We start from the raw sequence: 25857 nt of genomic DNA, 5'->3' as shown, positions 1-25857 counted from the left end.
GTCCGGCAGGGTGTATCCCGGGGCTTGGACCCGCCGCAGAACCACTCACCTGGGTGACGACGAGAGTCTGGTTCAGCGACGGCGTTTCTTGCCTTTCCCCTTGGCGCGCGAGGTCTGGGCCAGACCACCCAGCGGATGGGCGTTGCGCACCGCCCGGATCTCCTCGAACACCTCGGCCAGCTCAGCGAGGCCGGCCTGGTCCGGATGGCCTGAGGCGAGGATCGCTTTCGCCAGATGCCCGCGTTCGTCGCCGGGCACCTCGGTCAGCATCGCGGACGTCGCTTCCGGGCCGGCCGTCTCAAGCATCTGCAGGAACTGCTCGGTCACCCCGAGCAGGCCCTCGCGTTCGTCGAGGTCGTCCATCGCCAGCGCGCCGCGCTCGACGAGCAGTTGCGTCGCGATCGGACCCACACGCGGGTCGGTGCGCAGATCGTGCAGGAGCGCGTCACCGTCCGACAGGAAGTCGGTGAGGAGCTGAAGCATGACGGACGCCCGCGTGCGGAACGGGCATGCGCGGACGGCGTCGAGCAGCAGGGGCAGTCCCGCCTCCCGGCCACCGTGCGCGGCCAGCCAGCCGGCGAGCTCCGCCGCGGCCTCCTCTTCGCTGTAGTGCTCCGCGACCACCCCGAGCACGCCGGCGGGAGCGGCGGTGACCAGCTCACCCACCAAGGGCGCGAACCGGCCCTCCCGCAGCAGCCGTGCCCGCACGGCCCGGGTCGCCAGTGGCGTGAGTGCGACCAGCTCGAGCGACGGGGCATCGAGCGCGGTCCGCAGCCGGCCCTTGACGTCGGGCGGGAGCTCGGCGTTCTCCGGCACCAGATCCATGCTGTACATCGGATCGGCCGGGCCGGTGGTCAGCTCGACCGCACCGAATCCGGCCAGCGTGGTGAGCAACCGGCGGAACTCGCCCGCGAGCCCGTCCCGCCAGATCGGCTCGCTCGACGGTGCCAGATCGAGGAAGCCGCCTTCGACACAGGACAGCCACACGCTTTCGGCGAGCCGGACCACGGGAATCGGCTCCGGCATGCCGTAGAGGGTGTTGAGCACGTCCGGCAGCACGATGTCGAGGCGGCTGTCAAGCAGCTCGGCGTAGCCGGGGCCCCAGCCGCCCTGCTTGACCAGCAGGCCCGGCCCGGGAACGGCGTCGAACGCCGCCGTCCACAACGCAAGAGCGTTTTTCAAGACAGGAGCGGCCTTCGCCACGCGCACCAGCTTGCCCTTGACCACGCGCACGACCCGCGCGCGCTTGGCGACCTCGAACAGGACGGCGAGGTGGGGCAGATCGGCGCTGCTGCGGACGCTGCTGCCCGCACGGTCGAGTTCATCGCCGGTGTCCAGCAGCGACACCAGTTCGCGGGCATCGGCGAGCTTCAGGGTGCCGGTGCCGGTCAGTGTCCGGCCGTCACCCACCCACTCGTCGAACTTCCGCAGCTTGATCACCAGCGACGAGTTCTCCGCGGCATCCGCGAGTTCCGACTCGGGCGGCAGCGCGACCGGCAGTTGCGGAAGTGCGCGTTCGGGCTGCTCGAGGTACTGCCGGGCCACGAGTTCCTCGAGGAGCTCGGGGTCGTGGTCGTGCCGGCCCTCGCGTACCTCGGCGAAGAAAGCGTTCATGGCATCCAGGTCCGCCCGGTCGATCCCCTTCCGGGCGGCGGTCATCACCCAGTACTTGCTGACGCCGAACTTGCGCTCGTCGGCCATCGCGGCGGGGAATTCGGCCGCCGCCTTCGCGACGGCGTCCTCGAGATCGGCGTGTGGTTCGCCCATGGGGTCGGCCAGCCCGGTCTCGTGCAGGTACCGGAGGAACAGCCGGAGCGTCTCAGGCACGAGAGCGGCCTCATCGGCGGTGGCCGACAGCGTGCGCGGCACGTACTCCAGCAGGAAGTCCCGGACCAGCGCGGCAGTCCAGTGAGCGAGCCGCCCATCGACGGAGGTGTGCCGGAACTGAAGCGCCGAGACGACGGCATACGGGTCGATCTCGAGGCGCTGAGCGTCAGCCCAGGAGGTGAAGCGGCGGACCAGGAGGTCCTGACCTGCTTCGTAGCCGTCGTAGTCGTCCTGGTCGTAGTAGGTACGCACCGCGGTTCCCGTCCTGTCGCTTACCGACGAAAGTAGCGTCGGAAGGTGCGCTGAGCGAGCCCGGGGGCACGTTCAACGGGCACCTGCGGGCCCTACGCCCCTGTGTCGACTGTCGGGTAGGCTGTCCACGAAGTGTCAGCCCTCGTAGCTCAGGGGATAGAGCACCGCTCTCCTAAAGCGGGTGTCGCAGGTTCGAATCCTGCCGGGGGCACCAGGTACGTGAGGCTAGTGCCTCGACAAGGAACGTTGACGTGGTAATCGTGTCGCGTGGACATCCGGGCTGTTGATCGCGAGGCTGGCCGGTGGAGGTGAGCCATGGCGCGTCAGCCGGAGGTGTTCGCGCGGTCGTTGGAGCCGGAGGAGGCCCAGCGGCTGGTCAAGATCACTAGGTCGGCGAAGGACCGGGTGCGGCTGCGGCGGTCCGGGATCGTGCTGGCCTCGGTGCAAGGCAGGTCCGCCCGGGAGATCGCGGTGATGTTCGCGGCGACGGAGGGGTATGTGCGGGAGGTGACCCACGCATTCAACGAGTCCGGGTTCGTGGCGTTGTCCCCAAAAATGGAGGGGCGGCCGACCGCGTAAGTTCGGGTTGGCCGCCCGTGAGCAGATTTGCCGCATCGCCGCTTGAAAACCGGCTGAGCTGGGATTGCCGCTGACGACCTGGAGCCTGGCCAAGCTGGTCGAGCATCTGGCCGAGCATGCGCGGCTGGTGGTGAGCACCGAGACCGTCCGGCAGATCCTGCGCAAGGAGGGTGTGTCGTGGCAGGCGACGAAGACCTGGAAAGCGAGCAAGGACCCGGACTTCATATCGAAGAAGACCCGCATCCTTGACCTCTATGATCACCCGCCCGCCGACGGGCGGGTGATCTGCGTCGATGAGTTCGGGCCGCTGAACTTGCAGCCACGCCCCGGCCGGGGCTGGTTTCCCGCCGGCTGCCCGGCCCGGTTGCGCGCGACCTACACCCGCACCGGCGGGGTCCGGCACATGTTCGCCGCGCTCGACCTCGCGTCCGGGCAGATGTTCTGTCGGTTCCGTGACCGCAAGCGCTGGCCGCAGTTCTTCGACTTCTGCAAGCAACGCCCCCGCCGCTTCCCCGCCGGGAAGCTCTACCTCGTCTGCGATAACTACGGACCGCACGCCAAGGCCGAGGTCGCCGCGTGGTGCGCGGCCAACGACATCGAGCTGGTCTACGCGCCCACCCACGCGTCGTGGTTGAACTGGATCGAGTGCGAGTTCACCGCGGTCCGCTACTTCACCCTCGATGGCAGCGACTATCCCAGCCACGCCGCCCAGGAAGCCGCCATCGCTGGCTACTTCCGCTGGCGCAACCGCCATTGCCACCCCAAACGCCACTTCGCCGTCAACTCCAAGATCCGCCGACCGGATTACCTACCCAACGTTGCTTGATGCGGCACTAGAGCCCTTCTGCCGGCTTAGGGCTTGACAGGCAGCCGGGGTAATCGGCCATTCAGGCATCCCTTGCCAACAACGCCTGCTCCAACGCCTGAAGGTAGCTGGACACGCCGCGCCCCTGCGGGCAGATCTGCTTGTTTCTGGGCAGCACCGCGTCGATGGCGCCGGTCGCGGCATGAGAAGCGTGCCACGTGTCCACGATCATGAAGTCGGCCTTGTCGGCCAGGTTCTTCAGCGCTGATGTGGACACCCGGTCCGCGTTCCCCTCGACCGACTTGGGAGAGCAGAGAGCCTTCAAACGACGCTCCAGGGACTCGGCGGCCCTCGGCAGAAGAGAGTAGACACCTACCAGCTGACCGTCGAGCCTGCTCCACACGACATCGACGCCCGTCGTAGCCGGTGCGAGTTGACGAGGCGGGATGCCGATCTCCACCGCCAGAAGTTCGATTTCCGTGCGTTGACGCAGAGAAGAGCGCTGACCGAAGTCCCGCGCCTTCCCCACGATGGCACTGATGGCTTCGACCCGTACGCCTAGGTCCGCCGACGGGTGGATGAGCAGCAGGTCCGCGAGGCCGATCCCCCAGTCGACGGTGGTCGGAGCGCTGATCCGGGTCCACAGATTCATAGCCTGAGCCACGGCTTGTATGTACCGCTCCGTTGTCGGAGCGCCGGCCAAGACCTGATCCAGCAGCCGAAGGTACGCTTCGCGGACGGGACCGCTGAGGTTGTTCTGCTCAGCGAGCAGAACTTGCACGGCGTCGCAGAACTCTGCAGCGTGCGGCACAGCAGTCACGGTGGCTGCCTCCTCGCACAAGACATCTAGTGCAGCTAGGATTTGTTCCTGATTCGCTCCTTCCCACGCGCCCAGCAGGTTGTAGGCCAGGGCTTCGACCTGTTTCGAGGACAGTTGCTCGATGGAGGTCCATTCACCGTGCTGGGCTCGAAGGACCCGTGCTCCATCCGGCCAAGGCTCGCGATTGCCGATCCGTACGCCCCACTCACTCCAGTCTGCGCACCGAGAACCGGCCAACACGGCAAGCTCTTCGATGTCACGGCGTAACCGTCGCCCAGGAACGAGCAGTTCGGCATCGACGAACTGCTGGACAGCCTCGAGTACAAGCCCAGCGCGCGTCGCGTCCTCGGCTTCGAGGATCGACTCCACGGCGAACTCTGCGGTCTCGGGAGTCGGCGCCTGAACGAAAGCTCTGACGACGGCGCCGCGTTGTCCCTGTTCGAACAAATCCCTTATGCCAAGGCTTTCCGGCGTCGCGGCCGACAGCCGGTGGCGCGCTATTCCGCGGAGGAGTTCCTGCTCCGACGAATCGACAGCACCCGCGAGGAGCCGCTGCAGCCGCTCCTCATCGTTCAAAGCGGTGGCCACGACGACGCTCAAGGCGCGCCCTGGCTCGGTGTTCGGCACATCGACCGCACTCAAGACGTTTCCATAGCGCGAGCCGAGGTTGTGCTCGGTGTAGATGGCGTCCGGAGTGGTGTCACGAGCGACCAGTTCACCGATCTCGGTGCGCCAGATCATCTCCATCAGGTACTCGTTGATCGCCCTGGGCCGACGAGCTCTGAGCAACTCGATCAGGAAATCCTGCCCTCGCAGTTCATCCCACCGACCGAGGGCACCCAGGAGTTCTACCTTCAGAAACCTGAGGTTCTCGGCGCTCAACCTGCCGGTCAGACGCAGGTTGTTCAGCGCGTCATCTGCTTGCCTTCCGTCACCCTGGGCGAGAGCCAGCCGGAAGTCGCGCAACAAATCAAGGTACTGCGACGGTTGCGGGCGTTTAGCCCTCAACTCCCGCCCGCTGACGGTGGCCAGCATGTCTTCTAAGGCTACGAGCAACCGCTCGCGCGTAGTCGAGCCATTCCGCGTCACGCTGGCCAGATAGCCGAATCCAGCTTCCACCAAGTACTTATCCACCTGTTGCGCATCAGGCGCCAGCGGCGTTGTTTCGAAATCCGCTTCGGCGGGTCCGAGGAATCCCCTGAGCACCTCTCGCCCACGTCGCTGCCCCTCGGGATCCCTGGAGATCAGATAAAAACCTCGGGGCAGGCGGTTTACCGGCGCAACGAGCCATCCCCCAGGCCCTCCATCCCAGCTGCGAGCCTGCTCTTCGACGAGCAACTCGACCCTCTCGCGGAAGTCCTTGAACTGCTCGGCGTCTCCCATGCACCGCTGAAGAAGCTCGGTAATGTTCACAGCACACCGCCGAACCGGTCGTACGCATCCATTCTGGCTTGAGCGACGTATTCAGTGTCAGTCTTAAGTTCGACCTGCTCCTCCCGGATGAAGATCCCGTTGAAGGTGATGTTCATGCTGCCAGCCAAGGCGTAGTCATCACCCGTCAGGGCCTTCGTGTGCAGCCTTCCACTGTAGTCCGTCTGGATGTCGACCACCTGCTCGATATGGAGGTCCCTGCGTAGGAGTTGCATTCGCCGAATGAAGGTACTGTTGGCCAAGTCCGGCGTGGTGGCGATGACGATTTTCGTGCCAGCCATGGCGAGCGTGCCCAGCACTTCGGCTAGTCGGACAACCCTTTTCCCGTAGTGCGCTAGCACTGGATACGTACCGGCCGAGTTATCGATGATCTCCACGTCGGAAATCCAAGGCGATACCAGCCATAAGCACCTGCTGGGAGCAATCAGTTCCGCCGTGAACAGGGCGTTCAACAAGTCGAGCACATCGCCGGCGCTTTGAGCCTTAGACTTGCGGATGACGCGCGTCATAGTGCCTCCCGCAGCAGCAGCCGGAGTTCCACAGTGCGAGTCGAACGGTTCAGGCCCACGACGACAGGATGCGTCAACAGCGTTCCCACCTCCACCGGAAAGGTTTGCAGGTCGAGAAGAACAGTGCGAAGTACGGTGTGCTGAGCGTGGCCGATCCGGAGTATCAATTCTCCGTGTTGAAGCAGAGCCTTGTGCACCTGACTACGGCTCTCATCGTCCCAGCCGACGATGTCGACGGACTCGGGCGAGAGTTGCAACTGCTCACGCAACCGGTCGAACGAAACCTCGGGAACGCGGCTGTACGCGGCCGACGGCGGCTGCGGCACACGTCCCCAAGGCCACAGCACATTGGCCACCGCCCGAGCACGTCGTTCGGGCTGCACGTCACCACCACCGAGGTGCAGGACCCCATCCAGGACTTGATCCCCGCCGACCAATGCACCGAGAGTTCGCGGATCCACCACAATCCCCTTATCACGCGTGACACGGTCCCGAAGATCGAGCCACGAGACGAGAGTAGCGACCAAGTTCGGGTGAGCACCGGGGCCGGCGATCCGAGTGCTCAGAGCCGACCGGGCCGGTCCGCCGAGGTTGATGTCGTGACGGCGCGCCGCCTCCTCGACCGCTCGCACTGCTTCCGCGACTGCTGTGTGCCCTTTCCGCCAAGCCGCGCGCAGACGCGCTAGCGAATCGACGACCTCGGGCGATTTCAGCCGCACCAAGGTGCTCAACTCCTCGTCCGCGGTGTCGGCGGTCGTGGGACGGAGAGAATCTTCCAACGCACGGCCGAACGCGTCCGGGGCTTGAACAAGCACCCGATGGAACGTCTCGGCTTGACCGGTGCCACCGGGTGAGCGTTCCGTCATCCAGAATACGTCGTCCTTGCCGGGATCGAGGTCGATTGTCAACTCTTCTGGATCCACCCCGGGGCACCGAGCTGCCAGCGCGTTGAGCACCAATGTTGCTGCGGAAAGCGTGTATCCCCGCCGCCACCACGCCAGCCACGGCGCGGTGCGCTGGGCGCGGAAGACCTCTTCGACAGACTCCCGGACGGCACTGAGTACCTGATCATCGACAAACCAACCACGCCATGAGTTCGCGTCAGAGCCCTCGTGATCGTCCGCTTTGAGCAGCCCGAGGATGTCTGCGGCCGACGTCATCCGCTGCGTCCACTCGTCCGCGGACGCGGGTGCACGCTTGCCGTCGGGCGTACCGGCGATCACCAAGGTCACGACCTGAACGAGCCTGTCACGATCGAACACGGACATGGGCTCGGGCAGGTCCGCCTCGGCAGTAAGGAGGTACCTGAGCCTGCTTGTTCGTTCCGCGGACGTTGGATCATCAGGGACATCAGGCACACGGACGATCCCTGTGACTGCGTCGCAGTGGACGTCCACCCCGACGGCGCCAGGGACCCAGTCGTCCCGAACTCCCGTACCGAAGACGAGCCGGACCGGTCGCGGCGCGGGGCCGGTCTGGTCCCACATCGTTCCGCGGGCCGTCCTGGCGAACCTGATAGTGCGGACACCGCCGCCTTGAACGTGCAGATGGAAGCTCAGTCCCGTGAGAAGCCGATCGGTGCCCCGTCCCAGGCTCACGGCGATGCCATGCCCCAGCGGCGTCACGTGGAACTCCCAGTCGGGGGCGACCGAGGAGGAGTCTCGAACGTCGCTGGGTACGGGTTCCAAAGTCACCGCGGTCGGCCGGTACACGGTCACCCGAGTCCGATCGACGGTGACAGCGTCGACGAAATCGGCCTTGAAGGTCGAGTCCACCTCGACCTGGATCTCGGCCTCACCGGGGATCTGGGCGGGAAGTGGGACCCAGTGCCGCTTGTTCTCAGCGTAGACACCGAAATGTCTACTCACGTTGCCCGGGCAAAATTCGCGTAACGCGCGCAGGGCCGGCAACTGCTCCACCTGTGGGCGATTACCCCGGCCAGGTACCAGCAGCTCGACGTCGGGCACCATCAAGTCGTCGAAGAGGTTTCCGGGAACGAAGTCCCGTAGAGGCGTCCTCGTCTGCAGACGGATGTCGTCGTCCGCCGGCTGCTCACCACTCCACTGCTGCTCCAACCTACGCCGTATGGTGGGGACAACCGCTAGGAGCAACGGCCTCGGCGACTCCCACAACAGCGTGTCGACGATCGACTCGGCGAACTCGTCGGAACCGAGGGCCAATGCATCGCGAAGGTGCTTGCGCAGACGCTTGCGCTCCGGCCCCGGCCGGAGCAGTTGCTCCAGCTTGACCATCAGCTTCCGCTGGCGCTCACGCGCCTCTTCCTGTGCTCGAGGGTTGCGGAACAACTGCTCGGCGGGACCGGCGAGGTCGACCCACGTGGATTGTCGATTGGTGTAGCGCAACTCCACCGCCAACCAATCGAGCAACGAGTAGACCGCTTGGATCCGCAGCACGTAGAGATTTTCCAGCGGTAAGTTGCGCGGCGGGAGCTCCGGATCGAAGAGTGCGTCGTAGGCGTCCCACACCTGGCGATCGCGGCCCCAGTCACTCAGCACCACAACAGTCCACGGACGAGTGAGCGGATTACGTCCAGCACGGCCTTTGCGCTGGAGGAACTGTGCCGCGTCATGAGGCGCCTTATGCTGGATGACGGCGCCGACGCGGTCGTCGTCAAACCCCACTTCCAAGGTGGCGGTCGCCACCACGACCTGAGCGTCGGACTCGACACCTCTGTCCTGGGAGCTCGTGCGACCGACACGCAGCGAACGGTCCGCCTCCAGGCCGTAGCCCAGTTGCTCCGGCAACCACCACCACTGACCATCGGCGTCGCGCCCGACGGCAGGCTCACGGTGATCGGGGTTCAGCGCACGTTGTTCTGACGCCCGGAGATGGGCAAGGGTTCGCGGCCTCCGCCCGCGCCACCGATTGGCGCTGTTGACGTCTTCGGCATCCGACAGGTCCCAGTACAACCGGTTCGTGCTGTCCAACTTGTCGGTGAAGACGAAGGCGCGCTTGCCAGCCACTCCATCGGACGTCGGGGGTGGCTCTATCGGGTCGTCGACGAGGCTGTCAAGACACCGAGTCAGGGCCATTGCAGTCTGGATAGTCGCTGACAATGACCCGGTTTGGGAGTATGGGTTATGCCGCAGAGCCAGGAGGTACTCCGCACCCGAATCCACCAGTTCCGTCGGGTCCGGCTGCACCACGGTCACGTCCGCGGTAGAGATGCCAACCAGACGCGAGAAGAATTCACCCGCGTTCAGAAGAGTCGCTGACAACCCGACCCACACCGGCTTGCGGCGCATAGCATGCGTTAGGCGCCGAAGGAGCAGCGCGTTCTGCGCGCCCGTCGCCCCTTCATATGTATGCACCTCGTCCAGGAGAACCGCCGCAAGGGTCGCCGATGGCTTCACGGACGGCACTCCGACGCCGAACGCGGCCAGGTTGCCCGGTGCCGAGAGTTGGCGGTTGAGTGATTCCGTAGTCGTCAGCATTACGGTAGCGGGACTGTTCAGCGCGCTGCTCCGGGTCAGGCGCAGACGGGTTCCGTCGATCCTGCCATCACACTCCGGCCTCGCACAGAACAGCCGCTCGCGAGCCGGCTTGGCTTCGAGATCCGCTCCGCGCCAAACAAGATCATCGCCACACACGAGGCACCGCAGGAACGGGCACACGTAATCGCGGTCTTTCCTGGTCCAACTCTTGCGCACCTGCTGGGCGTCGGACGGCGTCTGGCCGAACCAGGTGGCCAGGCTGATCGCCGGAGTCCCCAAGCCTGCGCGTGACATCCGATCGAGGTACTCCAACAGCGCCCGCAACTGATCCTTCAGCAGCTCATTGCGGGGGTAGAGAGCCAGGGCCAGGGTCCCCTTGACCTGCTGCGCGGCCAATTGATCGGTGAGCCACGCCAACAACGGCAGATAGAAGGCGAGCGTCTTGCCGCTACCCGTGCCGGCCGAGATCATCACACCAGCCGCGCGAGCAGCGCTGAGAGCGGTCAGCACCGCTTCGGTGCTGCGTCGCTGAAACCCGGACAAATCGGGAGGCACAATGGCCATCGCGGCTTCGTACCCAGCGGCGCCCAGTCGGCCCCGCACCTCATCGAGGACGGCCTCAGCCGGAATGTTTCGCGCCGGCCTGCGTCGCGGACGATGAAGGAACCTATGGTCGAGAATGAGCGGCTTGCCTTCGCTCACCCGCCTACTGCGGTAGGACTGGCGCAGAGTGGCCAGCAGACGCACCGTTTCAGCACTCCGTGACCGATAGCCGCCCTCGGGAGTGCGCACGATCAACAGAGCGTCCAGCAGGCGATCGAACTCGGTTTGCCCTGCCCCCGACTCGGCGAAGATTCCGAGCACCTCGTCGGCCGTCCACTCAGCGCCGACGGCTCCCCACGCCAGCAACTCCACTTCCCGAAGTTCGAGCGCCGTCAGCGCCATCAAGGCCAGCTCATCCACGTGCCTGCCCCCGTCCCTTTCCGGCAACGATGATGCGAAACTCGTCCACTGCGGAGTTGACCGTGAGCCAGGCGAGGACTTCCGGTGTCAACAAGTCGAGTGGAGCACCTGTCCCCCTTGCTGCCGCCGTGAGAAAATCTCTCACATCGTGGGGCAGCTTGTCAGCCAGTCGGTCAAGGAGGTCGGCCGCGGCACGAGCTTTGGCGACCGACTCCTTGTCGGGAAGTTTGCCGCGGGAGACGTTCAACTGGGCCAGGGCTTCGTCGAGCCTTGCGGCCTCCTCGGCAAGAGCGGGGGCCGCACCGAGGACGCGGACCAACTTCCGGAGATCCCCGGCGTTGCCCGCGAGGTCAGTCACGTACCCCTGCCAGGACGTACGGATTTCAGTATCGGCCTGCTTGAATACTTCTTCGAGCGCATTGCGCGCACGGCTCCACTGACGTGGATCGATGGACTTGCGCGCGGACTTCAAGTCCGTGAAAACCTTCGACGGGACGTCGAGAGATGACCACCAGGTCCCGTGCCCAGCCTCGGCCGCCTCGACGAGATCAGCCAGTTGGTCGAGACACCGATGCAACTCATCATCGACGGCCGTCAGGTGAGAGAGGCGATCTTGGATCTGCTTGTCGTTTCCCGCGCGATCGACGGCCCGGCGCGCTTCGGACAACCACGTCGGCACTGAGTCAACCACGAGCGCCGCCGTTGCCAGCGAGCACACGAAGACGCTGCTCTACCTCGATCAACTTCTCGTGCACAAATGCCTCTCGCTGGTCCAAGTCTCCCGATTCCGGAGTGTTGTGGGAGCACTCCTCTCTGGTCAGCGCAGCGGTGTGCCGGATCACCTCAAGCGCATTCGCCACCCGGACTGCGGTGCACATCCAGCGTTGGATGCGCACCGCTTCGTCACCAGCCGGAACACCGGCGTCGACCTCCCACCGCTGCGGTAGGTCGATGGGCGCCTGCTTGAGCACTTGCACCGCGTCGGAGAACTCGCTGTAACCATCACGTGGGCGGAAGAACTGACTCTTCAAAGCGCGGCTACCGAATTCCTCGGCCTCTTTGGCCACGACGCGAACTCTGCTGCCGCCGAGGATCTCCTCCACCGTTTCGAGGGCTTGACGTGCTTGCGCGACGGTGTCATCAGCACACTGCATCACGGCGGCGAGCAATGCGGCCGCCTCGGCGGCCAGGATCGGTTCCACCTCCCTGAAGCCATCTGCTACCTGCTGGAGATAATGGGTCGGTCTCGCAAGTGCGACCTCGAGGTCTTGGTCAAGCACGGTCACATCGATGAGTTGCGGACCTCCAGTCCCTTGGCGCACGGAAGCCAGATCGCCGATGAGGCTCGAAATCGCCGTCTTTTCCAGCAGTGTCCGGGCAACGTTCTCGACAGCGGACCACGTCGAGGTCGTGGGCTCACCAGACGTCGGCACGACAGACAGGCACGCGCGGAGGCCAGCCGCCGAGTCCAGGTCAACGCCCGCGCATACTAATGCGATCGCGCGCGCCGCAACGGCGGCGCGCGCGAGATCCCTGGTGTTCCGCCTGGTCAACACCTCGGCGCGGACCTCACCGGCCCATTCGTCAAGACGCTGTTCGAGGGTCAGCATGAGGTCCACTGGGTCGTAGCCGGAAGGCCAGGGCCAGTGGCCCTCGTCCGGAAGCCAGTGGCCGTGCTCTGCGAACCACCGGGCTGCCGCGAGCACCTTCACGTCGTTCGAATTCCGTTCGAAGCGAAACCGGACAGCATTGCGACCCGCAGTTCGCCCGTACGCCTCATCGCCGAAGTCGAACGACGTGACGGCGAAGATGTTACTGATCAATTCTTGAGCAATGCTGCCCGAGTGTACGAGATCGTGGTCGAGGTTGAGCCGTCCCTTCACCAATTCGTACACCGTTTTGCGGTAAGACTTCACGTCCGGCTCAGAAAGCCGCCCACCAGTCTCCCACTTGAACAGGTCCGGTAACGGGCTTTGCACCTGAAGGCGCCCGGGCTTCGGACGTTCAGTGGCCCCACCGCTTGTCACACCGATATGCTCCGCCGAAGCCACCGGGGGGACCGCAGGACTCCCCACTGCGCCATCTCCCAGCACGTCGGCCAGCTTGAAGGCTTCCAGGACCGCGGGCGCCAAATCTTCCTCGTCACCCCACAGGACTAGTGCGCGGTAGAGGCGTTCGGCTTCATCACCGGTCCTTCCGGCAAGGACGACCTGCTTTGGGCGAGTGATGTCCGAGTTGAACTTCTCGAAGGCCAGAGCGTGGGGATAGGTGCCACGACCGATGTGGTGATGAGCTTCGCGCAACGACTCGGAAACGCAGACGTCCAGGTCGCTCCGAGGAGTGGCGGACTCCGGCAAAGGCCTGTCCAGCGCTCGCCGCATCGCCGTCTTATTGTACGGGTAAAGGCCGACTGCACCCAGCCCCGGAACCTCAACCGCCCCGAAGTCGGAATGGCATTTGCTCCGCATCGGGCAGGGCGTTCCGTACTCGTTCGAGTCGCAGGCGTTCCTCACCCAGTCCTGGTCATCTTCGACCGAGGCGCGGCGCCAAGCGGATTCGACCTCGTCGCGCCCGAGACGCACGAGGTTGAGGTAACGAGAGAGGAATACTTCACGGTCCTTCAGAGCGTCGTCAGCGACCTTAAAGTGGTGGGTCAGCCGCGACCGCACGGTGCCCACGATCCTCTCGAAAGGCCCGTCGGTCACCGCGAACACCACCCGCAGGGGCGCCGTGCTAGAACCCGGCTGAGTTGAGAACTGGTCGTAGAGCTCGCCGTCGATCAGACCGAATTGGGCCAGATCTTCGAAGAGCAGCACGAGTTCCTTGCCCTCGTGATGTAGGAATTCACGGGCCTGCCGGAAGACGACGTCCAAGGTTTCCCCTTGCGTCGCACGCAGACCGAGAGCCCTGAGCAGCGCCTGCTGCACAGCTTCATTGAGCAGGTCAACGGCTGCCTCAGGATCCTGGAGCACGAATGTCCAGAGGTCCAGAAGCTCTTCGTCGCCCCGCAAAGCGGATCGGACGCCGGGTTCCTTCAGCGGCAGGTCGCCGACCTCGAACCGGCTACCTGCCCCGTCACGCCGGGACGTCTCTGCGTGGACCGACTTCACGATGTTGTCGAGCACGCCGCCCGGGCGCAGCAATGCCTGGTTCACTGGCGAGACCGCGAGCAGGTCGGCTAGACCATGTCGCCGTTTGCCCTGGTCGTCCGGCTCGCCGAGCAGATTGTTGCGGTCCTCACGCCTTCCCTGTTCGTCCTCCGTCTCCGCTGCCTTCGGCTGCTGTGGCTCCAGAATCCAGGTGAGTGCGTACCGCATCTCCTCCAGGAGACGGTCGCGCAACTCAGCCGGACTGGCGCGGATCACCGCGGCGTCGACCCGCTCCAGCATCTCCCGCCCGCTGTCTCCAGGTAGGCCCTGGACGATGCGGCGGAGCAGGTCCCTGATCGTCTGGATCGCCCGGGGCACGTAAAGCACGTGGAAGCGTTCTTCGTCGAGTTTGAGATGCGCGTTCACCCACCGGACCACGTGGCTCTTGCCTGCGCCCGGGACGCCAGTCACGGCGATGAGCGTGTTCCGGTCAGGATCGCCTGTGGCGGCCATGAGCGCCTCGAGGACGTCACGCTCGCTGCCGTCGCCGTCGACCACTTCGGCACCCCGGACGTGCGTCAGCGACATCGGGGAGTGTGCCGCCAGGAAGACGGCGTCGGCGTCACCGGGCAACGCACCGATGTCCGAGTAGACGGTCTTTCCGACCGCATCCGCGTGCCAGCACCGGAAGCCCTGCATCGTGGTCATGCCGCCTCCTCCAAGATCCGCACTTTGCTGACGCGCTTGCTCTGATTTCCCAAGCGGACCAGCACGGCGTCCACGGCGTCTTCCGACGGAATCAATTCGATGAGGCCCGCGCGTGCGAGCTTGTGCAATGCCAATGCAAGCGAGCCACTGACCACCGACGCCTGTCTGGTGGGCAACCCCGGGACCAACTTGGTCAGTTGAGGATCACCCAGCACTGGCAGGGCCGAATACACCTGGCGGAGCCACTGCTCAGCCGGCAGAGATCGGGGAAGGCGCGGCAAAATTCGCCGAATCGCGCCACTGCAATCGGGGATCAGGAAAGAGCGCCTGGAACTCAGCGAACTCTCGACGGCCAGACCGAGGCTTGTCGCCCAACGGCAAAACGGGATCCACTGGGTCCCGTTGTTGATCTCGGAGTCCAGTCCCGCTTTGATGATCGAGTCTTCCGCTCTTTCGCCCCAGTTGGTTGATATGGGCTCGAGCGGATCCTGCGCAGCCAACCAGACGAAACCTAAGGCGATGTCAGAGACCTTGTCTCCACTCTCGGCTGCGGCAACGGCCCGCGTTCCGAGAGTATGCAACACACTGCCGTAGAAAGCTCGCGTGCTGTCAGATGAATCTTCGAGGGTCCTCCTATCGACGGCCTTGGACAGCGTCCACAACGGTGGTTTGCCCTCGGACGATTCGATGAAACCCAGGCCTTTGCCGACAGCCAGCGCGGGCCCCAGCATGCCGCTCCTCAAGTCGGTCGGCTTGACGAGGGATCCGGGCTGAAGGGCCTCCCGGAGGTCGTCACTGTCTTGGCCCTTGGCCTGCGAAGCGAGGCAACGGCACACGACCAGTAGAGCCTGCGCGCTAGCGCGAGCATGCGTGTCGAGGAAATCCAGCACTCAGCCTCCCAGTATCTCAAGTGCAGTGTCGGCGTGGACCGCCCTGAGGTCGCGGACCACATGCCGACCGTCTATCCGAGCATTCGGTCCGACGAGCAGGACGTCGACAACGCTGACATGCGGATCCCGGTTGCCGAAGCGCGCCCTCGCGTTGAGCCAGGCAGCCGGCACCCTTTGATCCGGGTGGTAGACCACGAACGACGAAAACGGTGTCAAATCCACGGGGTGGACCGGATCCGGATCGACGAACAGCCAAGGCGCGTCCGGCAAGGTGTCTCCGATCCTGCCCGCGAGGTGGTTGACGCCCCGGCGGACCAGAGCACGGGCCAGTTTCGGAGCCACGTCGGCGTGCCGGTCCGTCCACAACAGCACTGGAGCGCTACCGCTTCCGACCGCTTCGACCAAGTCGGACAAACTCGCACCGGTCCTCGCCGGAACGGGCCAACGCTGCGGAGGACGCGGCGGAGGGTCGCGGGGCGGTCTAACGCCGCGGCGCCGGCAACCGGGACACCGGCCACACCTGGATTCCGGCTCGACGTACTGGGCTGCCACGCCGAAAAGATCATAGCCGGTAGGGCCTGCTCGGTAGTACTCAGCGATCGCGGCGCACGCCGGCGACTCCGCCACGACAACACTCTGCATGGCTGTCAATGCGTCACGAGACCGCTGCCACTGCGCTTTCTGCCATGTCGCCCACTTTCCAGTCCAGAATGATTCGTCGCCCGCAATCGGCCGAAGCAGTCCGACGGCCACCCAGTCGTGCTCGCCCTCTTCGGTCGACATGAGGACGTCCTCGACGTAGACCCTGTGGCGCCGGAGGACATCCAACTCGACCAGCCCTTGAATCAACTGGGCATTCCATCGGCGGTTGTATGACCCCTCACCGATCGTGCCACGATTGCCTTCGAGATCCAGCAAGTGGACGTCGTGCTGGTCCTTCGCATGCGCCCACAGGTCGTTCCAACGCACGTTTGCGTTCTCAGGCGTGAGGACTTTCGTCGTCAGGCTCTCAGCCTCCCGCAAATCCACTGACTGTGCGGTGAGCAGGAACTCGCCCGATGCCTGCCCGTCACGCCCCGCGCGTCCCAACTCCTGGTACCAGCGGTCCACTGTCTCCGGCAGGCAAGCGTGCACGACTGTCCGCAAGTGGGGATAGTCGATCCCCAGCCCAAACGCAGACGTCGCCACGACGAGATCTGTTCGAGGCGCTGCATCCTCCCCGCCGCGGAGCGCAGCAAGCACCTCGGCGCGGTTGTCGACGCTGGTTTTGCCGGTCACCTCCGAAATACGGTGGTAGCCGCGATCTCGCAACCGATCAATCCAAGAACGTACTACCTCCGGTTTGGTCACGTAGAGGACTGCCGGCCTCGGTGTGTTAGCGAGTGTCTCGAACACCCGGTCGGCCCGCTCGTCGGGATCGTCCGAGTCCGCGATCCAGATGTCGGGCTCGGGGCGTAGCGCGTTGGCGGCGATCAACGTCGTAGGACCAGGCTCCCCGAACAGCTTGTGCAGGTCTTCGAGCTCATCCGCGCCCAGAGTTGCGCTCAGGAGCAGAGTGACGGGCAACTCCTCGCCGCTCGCGCGGACCGCATCGAACAACTCCGCACGGAGGTGGCTGAGCGTACGGAACTCCGGACGAAAATCACGTCCCCACTGGGTGACGAGGTGCGCTTCGTCCACCACGATGCTGCCCAGACGACCGTTCTCGGCTGCCTCTAGCAGCACAGCGCGTAACGCCCGGCCTACCGATTCCGGCGAGGTCACCAGGATGGGCTGCCGGCCCTCACGCAGGGCCGTACGAATCCGCTCCCGTTCGTTGCTAGGCGTTTTGCTGGTCCAAGCGAACGTCATGGCGTCCTTTTTCGCCCTCGGGTGCAGTTTCGAGTAGTGATCGCGGAAACGCCGTTCGAAATCGGAAGCTAAAGCCACTGTAGGCACGATGACCAGACAAACGGCGTGGTCCTTGCGCTTCGCGAGACAGAGAGCGACCTCTGTCTTCCCTGATCCGGTCGGGAGCATGGCGATGACCGAACTGCCGGGCGGAACCGAAACCACGGCTCGGCACGCCGCTCGTTGTCCCGGCGTCCGGTAACTCTCGTACCTGGTCAAGCGCGTAAAGAACGGGTCCGCGGCGATATCGGCCGGGGTGAAGCGGGTTGAAGCCAGCGCCCCCGTGTTCGCGGCGGCATCCGGCACACCGGGTTCGTCCAGCCATGTCGGCGCCCACGGCATGGCATGCCAGACATTGCCCCGCTCCTCACGCAACCAAGTTGCGCCGGCGACCGGCCGTAACCTCTCCGACAACGAGTCCGCCACCACAACCCGCTCGACGCGCTCCTCACGCAGGCTCGAGCGCCGTAGGAGCTGGCGGAATAGCACCGCCAGGTCCATCCCTCCGGCCGACCGCGTCGAGACCACTTCGGCCAACCTCACGTAGAGGTCGTCCGTGAACGGCTCAGCAAGAGCCACGCCAGGGTCTGCCAGTAAGGCCCTCATTCGCTCGTTCTCGGCAGAGGCATGCCGACTAGCGTCTAACGTTTGGGCCACAGCACCACACCTCCGCACGCAATGACCGAAACCGCGGGTTTGGTCGCGCCCTTGACCACGGCATTTCCGAGTTCGATCTCCTGCTGCACATCGCGGGCAGCGCTCGCGCGCTCGGCGTTCGTCGGCAACCGACGCGCTCTGGCACGCAGTACGGCCAAGCGCGAGTCCACCTCCGCCTCAGCGCGCCTGCCGGCAGCGGACGGCACCGATGTCAGAGCCGCAGCCGAGGCGAGTTGCGCACGGGCCTCTTCGTAACTCGCCCGGCAGAGTTGCCGCCACTCCGGGAACTCGTCCAAGACCGCCTGCCACAACTGCCCGCGCAGCACGTAGTCATGACCTTCGTCGAACGGCGCGTGCAAGACCTCCAGCAAATCCGGTGACGCCGCGCCATGCACGTCGGTCCAGGTCTCCACGACAGCGGGGGGCAGGAGAGCGTCGCCGCGCCTGCGAAGCCTGCGCCGGATCCCTTCGGACTCGAAGGCGAGGTGCGAATCGTCGTACTCGACGAGAAATTCGCAGTGCAACCACAACTCCGGCGAACGCACAGCCGAGGTGGGGCGCACTATCGCTCGAGTACGCCCACGTTCATCTCGTCGCAGGTAGCCCTCGAGCCAGTCAACCAACGGATCGCCAAGGCGGAGAAGTGAAACTCCCCGCCGAGCAGTCGCGGTGTCACGGGAGTAAGCGTAAGTCTGCTTGAGCAGTCCAGCAACCTCACGAGTGGCGTCCTCGGAGAGTCCGCCGATGCGGTCTACACCCGCTCGCCTGGGCCGCCCTGGTACGGGACCGAAGCGCACCAATCCGTGCTGATCCTCCACTGGGCGCAGTGCGACGCCGCCTCGCACGGCAGTGAAGTGGGTGAAGGTTCGACGTAGTCCTTCCACGTCGTCGTCGGTTGCCCGCAGATCGCTCATGCCCACCTCATCGAAGTCGGCTGCGACCGTGACGGATTCGATCTCCTCGAGAAGGTCCACCTCGTTCCGCTCTTCATCGAGCGCGGAACGCAGAGCTCCCAAGTCGCGAGTGAAAGCGTCACTCCCTTCGTGCGCCAGCGTAAGGATCAGGCGCTCACGTTCTTCCTCAAGCAGGCGTTGCAGAGTGGCGACAGAGGACTCGAAGATGCCAATACCGTCACTGAGCATGGCGATCTGGGCAGAGACCCACGAACTGGCGGGCTCAGTCAAGACAACTACCTCGGCCGGCTCTGAGCGACGGGCGAACCGGTCGAGGCGACCGATCCGCTGCTCCAGCCTGTTGAAGTCGAGCGGCAAGTCCAAGTTGACGAGAACATCGGCGCGCTGCAGGTTCCGCCCCTCTTCGATGCTGTGGTCGCCGATCAGCAACTGGACGTGACGTGACTCCGAGAACTCCAGGACACCGTCGTCACGATCTTGCTGAGTCATCCCGCTCAGGTGCCCTCGGATCAAACCACCCCACCGTGATCGCGCCAACTCCAACAGGTGGGCGGCCATGTCCGCCGAAGTCGCCACCATCACAACCTTCTGCCCGGCTTCAATCCGCGCGTCCACCACCTCGAAGGCGCAGTTCACCCGCGTGTTGGTACCCCGCAACCGAAGGCGGGCTGCGGTCGACTCCACCAACGAGCGCACATCGTCAGGTATCGCGCCGCTGACGTTCAGTGAGCTTTCCAGATGCCGCAGGAGCGGGCCTGAGCCGCCGAGGCCGTGCATGACGGTACGAGCATAAAACCGGTCGTCGAGCCGCCCCTCCAATCGTTCCCGGTACTCGTCCAGGAAGTCGTCGACATCGGGCCGCGCAGGATCGTCGACAGCGACAAACGTCGGTTTCCGTCCCGACACCGGGTACTCCGCAGCGGGCCCGGTATTGCGCCGGTGCCGAATCATGCGCCTGCTGATGCGATAGGTCTCCCGGACGTAGTCTGCTAGACTCCGCCACCTTGGAGAGGCAGTGTCTTCAGTTTTTCGGCATTCATCGGCCAAATCCCCGAAAATTGAGTCCGAGCCGTGTAACGCGGTCAATCCATCGAGCGCAAGACGTCGCTGACGCAGCGTAGACCGGCGGGAGGTAAGAACCTGAACGCTGCTCGCCGCCGATTCCCGCAACTCGACCCGCTGACGGAATTCTGAGACGCTATCCAGCGGGAAAGCCATCGGATCGACCAAATTCAACAGACCGAGGAAAGTCCGGAGGTTTCCTTTCATCGGTGTCGCTGACAGCAACAGGAGACCTCGTACGTCGTACAGGTCCCGGCGGGTCGCCTCGAACGAACTGAGGTGGTCAACAAGGTGGTGCGCCTCGTCGATCACCACCAAGCCGAACGAGGTCAGATCGTGCCGAGAGAGCAACTCCTCGTGAGAGATAATTTCAAGACGCCCCTCGGCCAGGGCAGCGTCAAGCAGGAGACGTTCGGTCAACTCCTCTCGCCATTGCTGCACCAATGTGACCGGAGCGCACACCAGCGCCTTGAAGTCGCGGTCATCGAGCAGCAACTGCCTAAGTACCAGTCCCGCCTCGACAGTCTTACCGAGGCCGACCTCGTCCGCGAGCAGGTAACGCAGGACGGGATCGGCCAGCATCCTCGCGACCGTGTCCAACTGGTGCTGGTAGAAGCCGACAGGAGCCGAGAGTACGGCCGTAAACCCTCGAGCCGACCTCCGTTGTTCGATCAACCAGTCACGAAAGCCCTTCCGGGCGGCGTAGTACTCCGGAGTGTCGCAGAGGCCTTGCGCAAGTGCGGTGATCGGATCACTCAGTTGCTCGTTCCAGCGAACCATCAGTTTCGGGCCGGGCACCTTGACATCACGACCCGAAGCGCCCGCCACACGCACCCAGTACTCACCGAAACCGGCCGCTGCAGCTACTTCCGCAGCTCGCCAGCCGTAAACTTCGCCTTCCAACCAGATCCTCGTGCCCGGCGGCAGCTTCGGAACTGTAAGACGGGAAACCGGGACCACTAATTCCGATTCGTGGACGTGCGGCACATCAGTATAGACGACCACCGCACTGTCGTTGCCTCGCTTCGCCTTGCAAAAGCCGAAGCCCAGCCCGTTGCCGGACACCTGAACCCATTGCCCGACGAACCTGTTCATCGACGGAGTCCCATTTAGCGAGCCGGCCCGCTCGCGCACCATGACGACATCATCCCGATCGTAGCACTCGACACCCTGACCGTCCGGAGAACTCACATCGGAGACCGCGCGTCCGGACAAGACACACCGACTCAGTCGACACAGGCTCGCCGAGCACAAGAGGAATCGCGCCTGCGACCACACGCGTTACACAACGCACGGGACAGACTAAGTTACCGTCGAGTAGCACCCCTCGACGGTTTCGACAGCGGCTCCGAGTGGTGAATCAGCACACGTCTCGTGGGCGCGTTCGACGGGCAGCACCAGCGCAACACCGGTCCGCGTACCGATGCTCGCATCATCAGCGCGCTCAGCTCACATCCTTCACGGCAAGCACCCAGGGCTGTGCATGCCGACGCATTATCCTAGTGAATCGAACGTCAGCGCTTGCGTTTGCGCAACAACTTCAGCAGATGGGAGGTGAGTTGCCGGACGTCGTTCGGCGTGTTCTGCAGGTTGTTCCAGCGTCGTTCACCATCGCTGAACTGCCAAGTACCGGACGTCCACGCAACATGGGGACGCAGGCTCTCCAGGGTTCTCCGGAGCTCCACAGTCTTCACACCTTCGGCCGGCACGTCTTCCGTCAGCGTGTCCATGACAAAGCCGAGTGCCTGGATGCCGACGCCGTGGGTGAGGCGTGAACTACGTGGAGGCTTCTTCCACTCCTCGGGGAAGACCTCGCGCACGACCGACCAAAAGCCGATCAGGTGGGTGAGCATCCGATCCACATCACCAGTGCCGTCGACGGGGTTGCGGTACTGGTAAAGCGCTCCTTCGAAGAGGCTGTGCTCGACCATCTTGAGGACGCTGTTGTCCTTGATGTAGCCGTCCGGAGCAGTCGGTGACGCGATGATGCGGAAGAACGGGCTCTCGCGCTTGCCGTTCAAGCGCGTCATCAACTGCGCAGGCAGGCGGCGGCGCACGTACGCGTCAGGCAAGTGGCCGGTGGTGTCGGGGAGCAACTCGTGAATGAGACCCTTGGGCAGCGCCCTCGTGGAGTTGACCAGGATGAATTGCGAACGCTGCTCCTCTTCGGAGTCGGTGATGAAGCCAACGACTGCGACGGGGAACTCGGCGACATCGGCATCACGGATCGCTGCGCTGCGCTGCTGACCGTCGACCAACCAAGCCGGTTTCTGCGCCTCGGACAAGCTCTCGTCCACCGGGATGACGAGTTCTCCTGGTACCGAGTAATCGACCGTGTCAGAGGGGATCATCAATGATGGGGTGAACTGCACTCGTTCGTCGAAGGCGACGACGATCGCATTGGGCAGCATCGCCCCACCGGACTCGAGGTACTTGCGGATTCCGCGGATGTGGCTGAGTACCTCAGGGCGCTGGTAGCCCTGCAACTGCTCACTATCGTCACGTCGGATGCGCGACACCGCGGCGAAGCTGTGCAGCTTCTTGCCGTCGACGGCGAAGCAGTAGATCCGTCGTCGCCCCTGCCGGACCTCGAGGGCCGGGAGTCGCAGGGTGTACCTGTCAGCCACTTTCTCTCCTAGTTGAGGGGACGATCTCACCGCGAACCGGTCGCGGGGCGACCTTGCGCATCTTGGCTTCCAGGACGGCCAGGTTGTGGAACCCACGCCGCTTATTCCGCTCCGTACCCCGGAAGATCGCTATCTCGATACCGTGCTCCTTGCACAACGCACAGAAACAGGATTTCCAGGGGCGCGCCTCCAGCGTCCTGCGGTACGGGACGAGGTAGCTCTTCTTCTTCGCCTGGTTTTCGCCCAGCACTAACGCTTCGTAAGCAGCCAAGGCTGCCATGACGTCCTCGAGGTCTATGACACCTTGGTCGTAGCCCCGCAGAGCGCTCAGGCACTCCCGTTCGGCGAGTATGGCGTCGCGTTGTGACACCGCTCCCGACAGGATCGCTCGCTTCAGAGCAGGATTACCGTCGACCTGGGGGACGCGCACGGCCGTGTAGGCGCCATCCGCAGTGTGGTAGTTGTTCCGATCGTCCATGAACGACTGCCGGAAAGCCGACGTGCTGTCGAAGCTGGTCACGCCCAGATCGGCGAAGCGCTCCATGCTTTCCAACCGGGTGATCCCGAGCAGGTGCAACTGCGTTCCCGGCCGCAGGACGGTCGAGATCTCTTCCAGACACGCCACGATCTCGTGGGTCTTCAGCGGTACCATGCCGCCGAGCGCGATCCGGCCGTACCCCATCTCCTGCAAGCGGCCCACACTGTCCGCATAACTGGCGGGACTCCACCCCTGCGCGGCACCAACCGGTTCGAACGGGCTGTCGCGCTCCTGGACGGCAGCCAAGAATTTCTCGGCCAGGTCCAGAGAAATATGCCGCCGCTTGACCCAAGCACCGTCTACGTCATCCTCGCCCGCACCAGGAACGTAACCGAAGATGACGTGGTCGATGCTGACGCCCGAGTCGAAGCCGCATTCGTCGTAGAAGTCGAGTACCTCGTCGACCGAGTACGGCGGGTACTCCTCCTCGACGTAGTTGAAGGCGCCACAGTCGCCGAGGCTGGCGGTGCCCGAGGGCAGTCTAAAAAACTTGCGCACCCCGAGACGGTAGAGCCGTGCACGCTGGGGTGCGGCGTACTTGCCCGCTCCCTTCACCGAGCCGTCGACGATCGCCTTACTGACGAGGACACCGTCATAAGGAGACGGTGTGACGACTTCATGCGCGTATACGTCATCGCGCTGACGGACCCTGGTGGGCAGGTACTCATCGTTGATGAAGTCGTACGTCGGGCTGACGAGGTCCTGACTGTCCGGGAAGTAGAACTTCACGACGCGTTCACCCGCGACTTGACGTAGACACGGATGATGAAGTTGGACAGGACACTGATGTGTCGCGGGGTGTTCTGGAGCTCGTTCCAGGCGATGTTCAACTCTCCCCACCGTCCCTTGGTCCAGTGGCACTGGTCCGCGATCAAGGCCAGTTCCTTCTTCATTCGCTCCACGACATCTGTTGCTTCCACGTCCACGTTCGGAACGATCTTGTCCATGAGTCGCCCCATGGCCCTGATGCCGACACCGTGCATCAGCCTGCTCTTGGTCGGCGGCAAACCCCAGGCTTCGGGAAAGGTGTGCTGCACGGCGGTCCAGTAGGAGACCAGGATCTTGCGTATCGCGCCCGTGTCGATGGTGCTGTTCGATAGGTTGCGGTAGAGGAACAAGATACCTGCGGAAGAGTTCAGCGACTCCTCGACCGCGGCTGTGAGGCTGTTATCGGTGACGACGGCGGTGCCGCGCTGTTCCGGGCTGGTCGACGGCCGCTTGATCAAGCCTCGGAAGGGCGAGTCCGAATCCTGGTTGAGCATCGTGACCAGGGCGGAAGGCAACTTGCGGGCTGACAGCTTCGCAGGTAGAGCCGTACCCACCTCGGGCAGCAGTTCCGCCACGAGGTTGGCGGGCAGCGGTGACACCGTGTTTACCCGCAGGAACTGGTCACGCTGAGTGGCGATATCCTCGGCCACGAACCCAGCGACCGTTACGGGGAGGCGAGTCCGCTTTGTCCGTGCGAGGGCCAGGCTCCGCTGCTGGCCGTCCACGATCCAGGCTGGCCGGGGCTCGTCGGGGGTCTGCGCGAGGGGGATCTCGAGCGTGCCACTGGTGGCCAGGCCGTCGGTGGCTGAAGGCCCTGGACTGGAGCGAAAGCGAACGGAGTCGGGCAAAGCCATGATCAAGCCGTTGGGGAACAGCACCTCGTCGCTGTCGAGGTACTCAAGAATCTGGTTCACGTGCTGCTTCTTCTCGGGACGCTGATAACCCAGGAGTCGACCAGCGTCGTCGCGGGAGATCCGCGCCACGTCGGAGATCAGCGCGACTTCCTCGGCCGCGAGGGTGAAGATGTACAGGGGGATCGTCGGGTGCTGATGCACCTTCAACGCCCTGCGCTTGAGATTCACCGCTCTCCCGTCGTCTCGGAGTAGAGGTTGGCGAACCTCTTCTGCTCGCAAGCCCTGCCGCTCTCCCTGAGCAACCGGTGCAACCTGGTTCGTGAGATGCCCTTTTGCTTGGCTACCGACGCCCGGATGAACGCTTTGACCTCCGCGTCCGTCATCGACGTGCGGTTATAGCTCTCGTGGTGGGCCGAGCGCTCGACCCAGCGTGTCCACGTCTCAGTCGTGGCGGGCGAGGTTAACCTACCGTCCTCACAGTGGGCCAGCCAGGAACTGGCCATCCGTGCGTTCAGCCCGGTGAGGGTGCCGCCCAGTGCTTTGCGAAGCGATCCGTTGGCCCGTACGCGCTGCACACCCGGTATATCCTCGCTCCCGCCGACGAGCAGTGTGTCGTTACCAACCTGGCCGAGTTCGCGCAACTCCGCCGTCAGGACGCTCCCGTAGACCTCGGACAACACCAAGAGCACGGAGCTGCGGGATCCCAATTCGACAAGGGTCGACGCGCCGAGGCGTTCCTGGAGGCCCTCCCACCACCGTCGACGGTCGGCCCCTGTCGACGCGACACTGTCTTCGTGGCCGGCACTGAAGGTGGCGGCGTACGCCGGAAATGAGGCGACAGCGGACTGCAAGCCGAGCCCTGCGGACACGACCCACAGTTCCGCCTTAAACCCCGCTCGGGTGGCCGCATCGACCACAGTGTGGACTTGCTGCCAGTGCTCGCCCTTGTACAGACCGCTCAATGGGGTGCGGTGCGTGCCGGTACGGACCCGGTCCGTCCAGGTGCTGAGTCGACTGCTCACCGTGCCCGCCGGGAGAGAGCCGACACGAAGAGTCGCAGGTGGAACGAGCATCTTACGGTCCGTGCAGGTCACTACCACGGATAGTTTCTTCACGCCTCGCCGGCTCCCTTGGACCGTAACTTGCTTCCGATGCGGTTTACTCTACAGCTTAGTTAGCCAGTTATGATCTTGACCCGCTATCCACCAATTGAAGGGTG

General features: G+C 64.3%; 15 protein-coding genes and 1 tRNA gene. 3 read left to right on the top strand and 13 right to left on the bottom strand.

The window, feature by feature from the left end; genetic code table 11:
• Positions 1–72: 72 nt before the first annotated feature.
• Positions 73–2079 (bottom strand): hypothetical protein, encoded by a 2007-nt coding sequence (locus tag AB0M83_RS18935; protein ID WP_364518642.1) that lies wholly within the window; start codon positions 2077–2079, stop codon positions 73–75.
• Between the two features lie 138 nt (positions 2080–2217).
• Here AB0M83_RS18935 and AB0M83_RS18930 point away from each other — a divergent pair.
• The 3 genes from AB0M83_RS18930 to AB0M83_RS18920 all read left to right on the top strand — a co-directional run bounded on the left by AB0M83_RS18930 (position 2218) and on the right by AB0M83_RS18920 (position 3484).
• Positions 2218–2293 (top strand) — tRNA-Arg (locus AB0M83_RS18930).
• Positions 2294–2394: 101 nt separating this feature from the next.
• Positions 2395–2658: a helix-turn-helix domain-containing protein gene (locus AB0M83_RS18925; RefSeq protein WP_364518640.1), complete on the top strand. Its 264-nt coding sequence runs from the start codon at positions 2395–2397 to the stop codon at positions 2656–2658.
• Between the two features lie 64 nt (positions 2659–2722).
• Positions 2723–3484, top strand: coding sequence for an IS630 family transposase (locus tag AB0M83_RS18920; protein WP_364518638.1), 762 nt, complete (start codon positions 2723–2725; stop codon positions 3482–3484).
• Positions 3485–3545: 61 nt separating this feature from the next.
• Here AB0M83_RS18920 and dpdD read toward each other — a convergent pair whose 3' ends face one another.
• The 12 genes from dpdD to AB0M83_RS18860 form a co-directional block, all read right to left on the bottom strand.
• Positions 3546–5696 carry a protein DpdD gene (gene dpdD, locus AB0M83_RS18915; RefSeq protein WP_364518636.1) on the bottom strand — a complete coding sequence of 717 codons (2151 nt, stop codon included), beginning with the start codon at positions 5694–5696 and terminating at the stop codon, positions 3546–3548.
• Positions 5693–6223 (bottom strand): phospholipase D-like domain-containing protein DpdK, encoded by a 531-nt coding sequence (dpdK, locus tag AB0M83_RS18910; RefSeq protein ID WP_364518634.1) that lies wholly within the window; start codon positions 6221–6223, stop codon positions 5693–5695. The genes dpdD and dpdK overlap by 4 nt, the downstream gene beginning before the upstream one ends.
• Positions 6220–10641: a protein DpdJ gene (gene dpdJ / locus AB0M83_RS18905; protein ID WP_364518632.1), complete on the bottom strand. Its 4422-nt coding sequence runs from the start codon at positions 10639–10641 to the stop codon at positions 6220–6222. Before dpdJ ends, dpdK begins: the two co-directional genes overlap by 4 nt.
• Positions 10634–11359: a hypothetical protein gene (locus AB0M83_RS18900; protein WP_364518630.1), complete on the bottom strand. Its 726-nt coding sequence runs from the start codon at positions 11357–11359 to the stop codon at positions 10634–10636. The genes dpdJ and AB0M83_RS18900 overlap by 8 nt, the downstream gene beginning before the upstream one ends.
• Positions 11325–14438: an ATP-binding protein gene (locus tag AB0M83_RS18895; protein WP_364518628.1), complete on the bottom strand. Its 3114-nt coding sequence runs from the start codon at positions 14436–14438 to the stop codon at positions 11325–11327. Before AB0M83_RS18895 ends, AB0M83_RS18900 begins: the two co-directional genes overlap by 35 nt.
• Positions 14435–15328: a protein DpdG gene (gene dpdG / locus AB0M83_RS18890; protein WP_364518626.1), complete on the bottom strand. Its 894-nt coding sequence runs from the start codon at positions 15326–15328 to the stop codon at positions 14435–14437. Before dpdG ends, AB0M83_RS18895 begins: the two co-directional genes overlap by 4 nt.
• Complete coding sequence (gene dpdF, locus AB0M83_RS18885; RefSeq protein WP_364518624.1) at positions 15329–17797, bottom strand: protein DpdF; 2469 nt, start codon at positions 17795–17797, stop codon at positions 15329–15331. It lies immediately after the preceding gene.
• Positions 17798–17859: 62 nt separating this feature from the next.
• Entirely contained in the window at positions 17860–20988 is a 3129-nt protein-coding gene (dpdE, locus tag AB0M83_RS18880) for a protein DpdE (RefSeq protein WP_364518622.1), read from the bottom strand.
• Between the two features lie 377 nt (positions 20989–21365).
• Entirely contained in the window at positions 21366–22478 is a 1113-nt protein-coding gene (dbpB, locus tag AB0M83_RS18875; protein ID WP_364518621.1) for a DGQHR domain-containing protein DpdB, read from the bottom strand.
• A complete protein-coding gene (dpdA, locus tag AB0M83_RS18870; RefSeq protein WP_364518619.1) occupies positions 22471–23745 on the bottom strand; it encodes a tRNA-guanine transglycosylase DpdA in 1275 nt (424 codons plus the stop codon). Before dpdA ends, dbpB (AB0M83_RS18875) begins: the two co-directional genes overlap by 8 nt.
• The gene (gene dbpB, locus AB0M83_RS18865) at positions 23742–24866 is read right to left on the bottom strand and encodes a DGQHR domain-containing protein DpdB (protein ID WP_364518617.1); all 1125 of its coding nucleotides are present in this window, start codon (positions 24864–24866) and stop codon (positions 23742–23744) included. Before dbpB (AB0M83_RS18865) ends, dpdA begins: the two co-directional genes overlap by 4 nt.
• Positions 24863–25753: a hypothetical protein gene (locus AB0M83_RS18860; protein ID WP_364518615.1), complete on the bottom strand. Its 891-nt coding sequence runs from the start codon at positions 25751–25753 to the stop codon at positions 24863–24865. The genes dbpB (AB0M83_RS18865) and AB0M83_RS18860 overlap by 4 nt, the downstream gene beginning before the upstream one ends.
• Between the last annotated feature and the right edge of the window lie 104 nt (positions 25754–25857).

It is taken from the genome of Amycolatopsis sp. NPDC051106, from assembly GCF_040682775.1.
In the GTDB taxonomy this organism is placed as follows: domain Bacteria; phylum Actinomycetota; class Actinomycetes; order Mycobacteriales; family Pseudonocardiaceae; genus Amycolatopsis.
This window is presented reverse-complemented; position numbering and strand designations above follow the sequence as displayed.

Excerpts from the sequence above, each read along its gene's own strand:
- AB0M83_RS18925 (WP_364518640.1), top strand. The coding sequence starts at position 2,395 with ATGGCGCGTCAGCCGGAGGTGTTCGCGCGGTCGTTGGAGCCGGAGGAG.
- dpdK (WP_364518634.1), bottom strand. The coding sequence starts at position 6,223 with ATGACGCGCGTCATCCGCAAGTCTAAGGCTCAAAGCGCCGGCGATGTG.
- AB0M83_RS18895 (WP_364518628.1), bottom strand. The coding sequence starts at position 14,438 with ATGACCACGATGCAGGGCTTCCGGTGCTGGCACGCGGATGCGGTCGGA.
- dpdE (WP_364518622.1), bottom strand. The coding sequence starts at position 20,988 with ATGGTGCGCGAGCGGGCCGGCTCGCTAAATGGGACTCCGTCGATGAAC.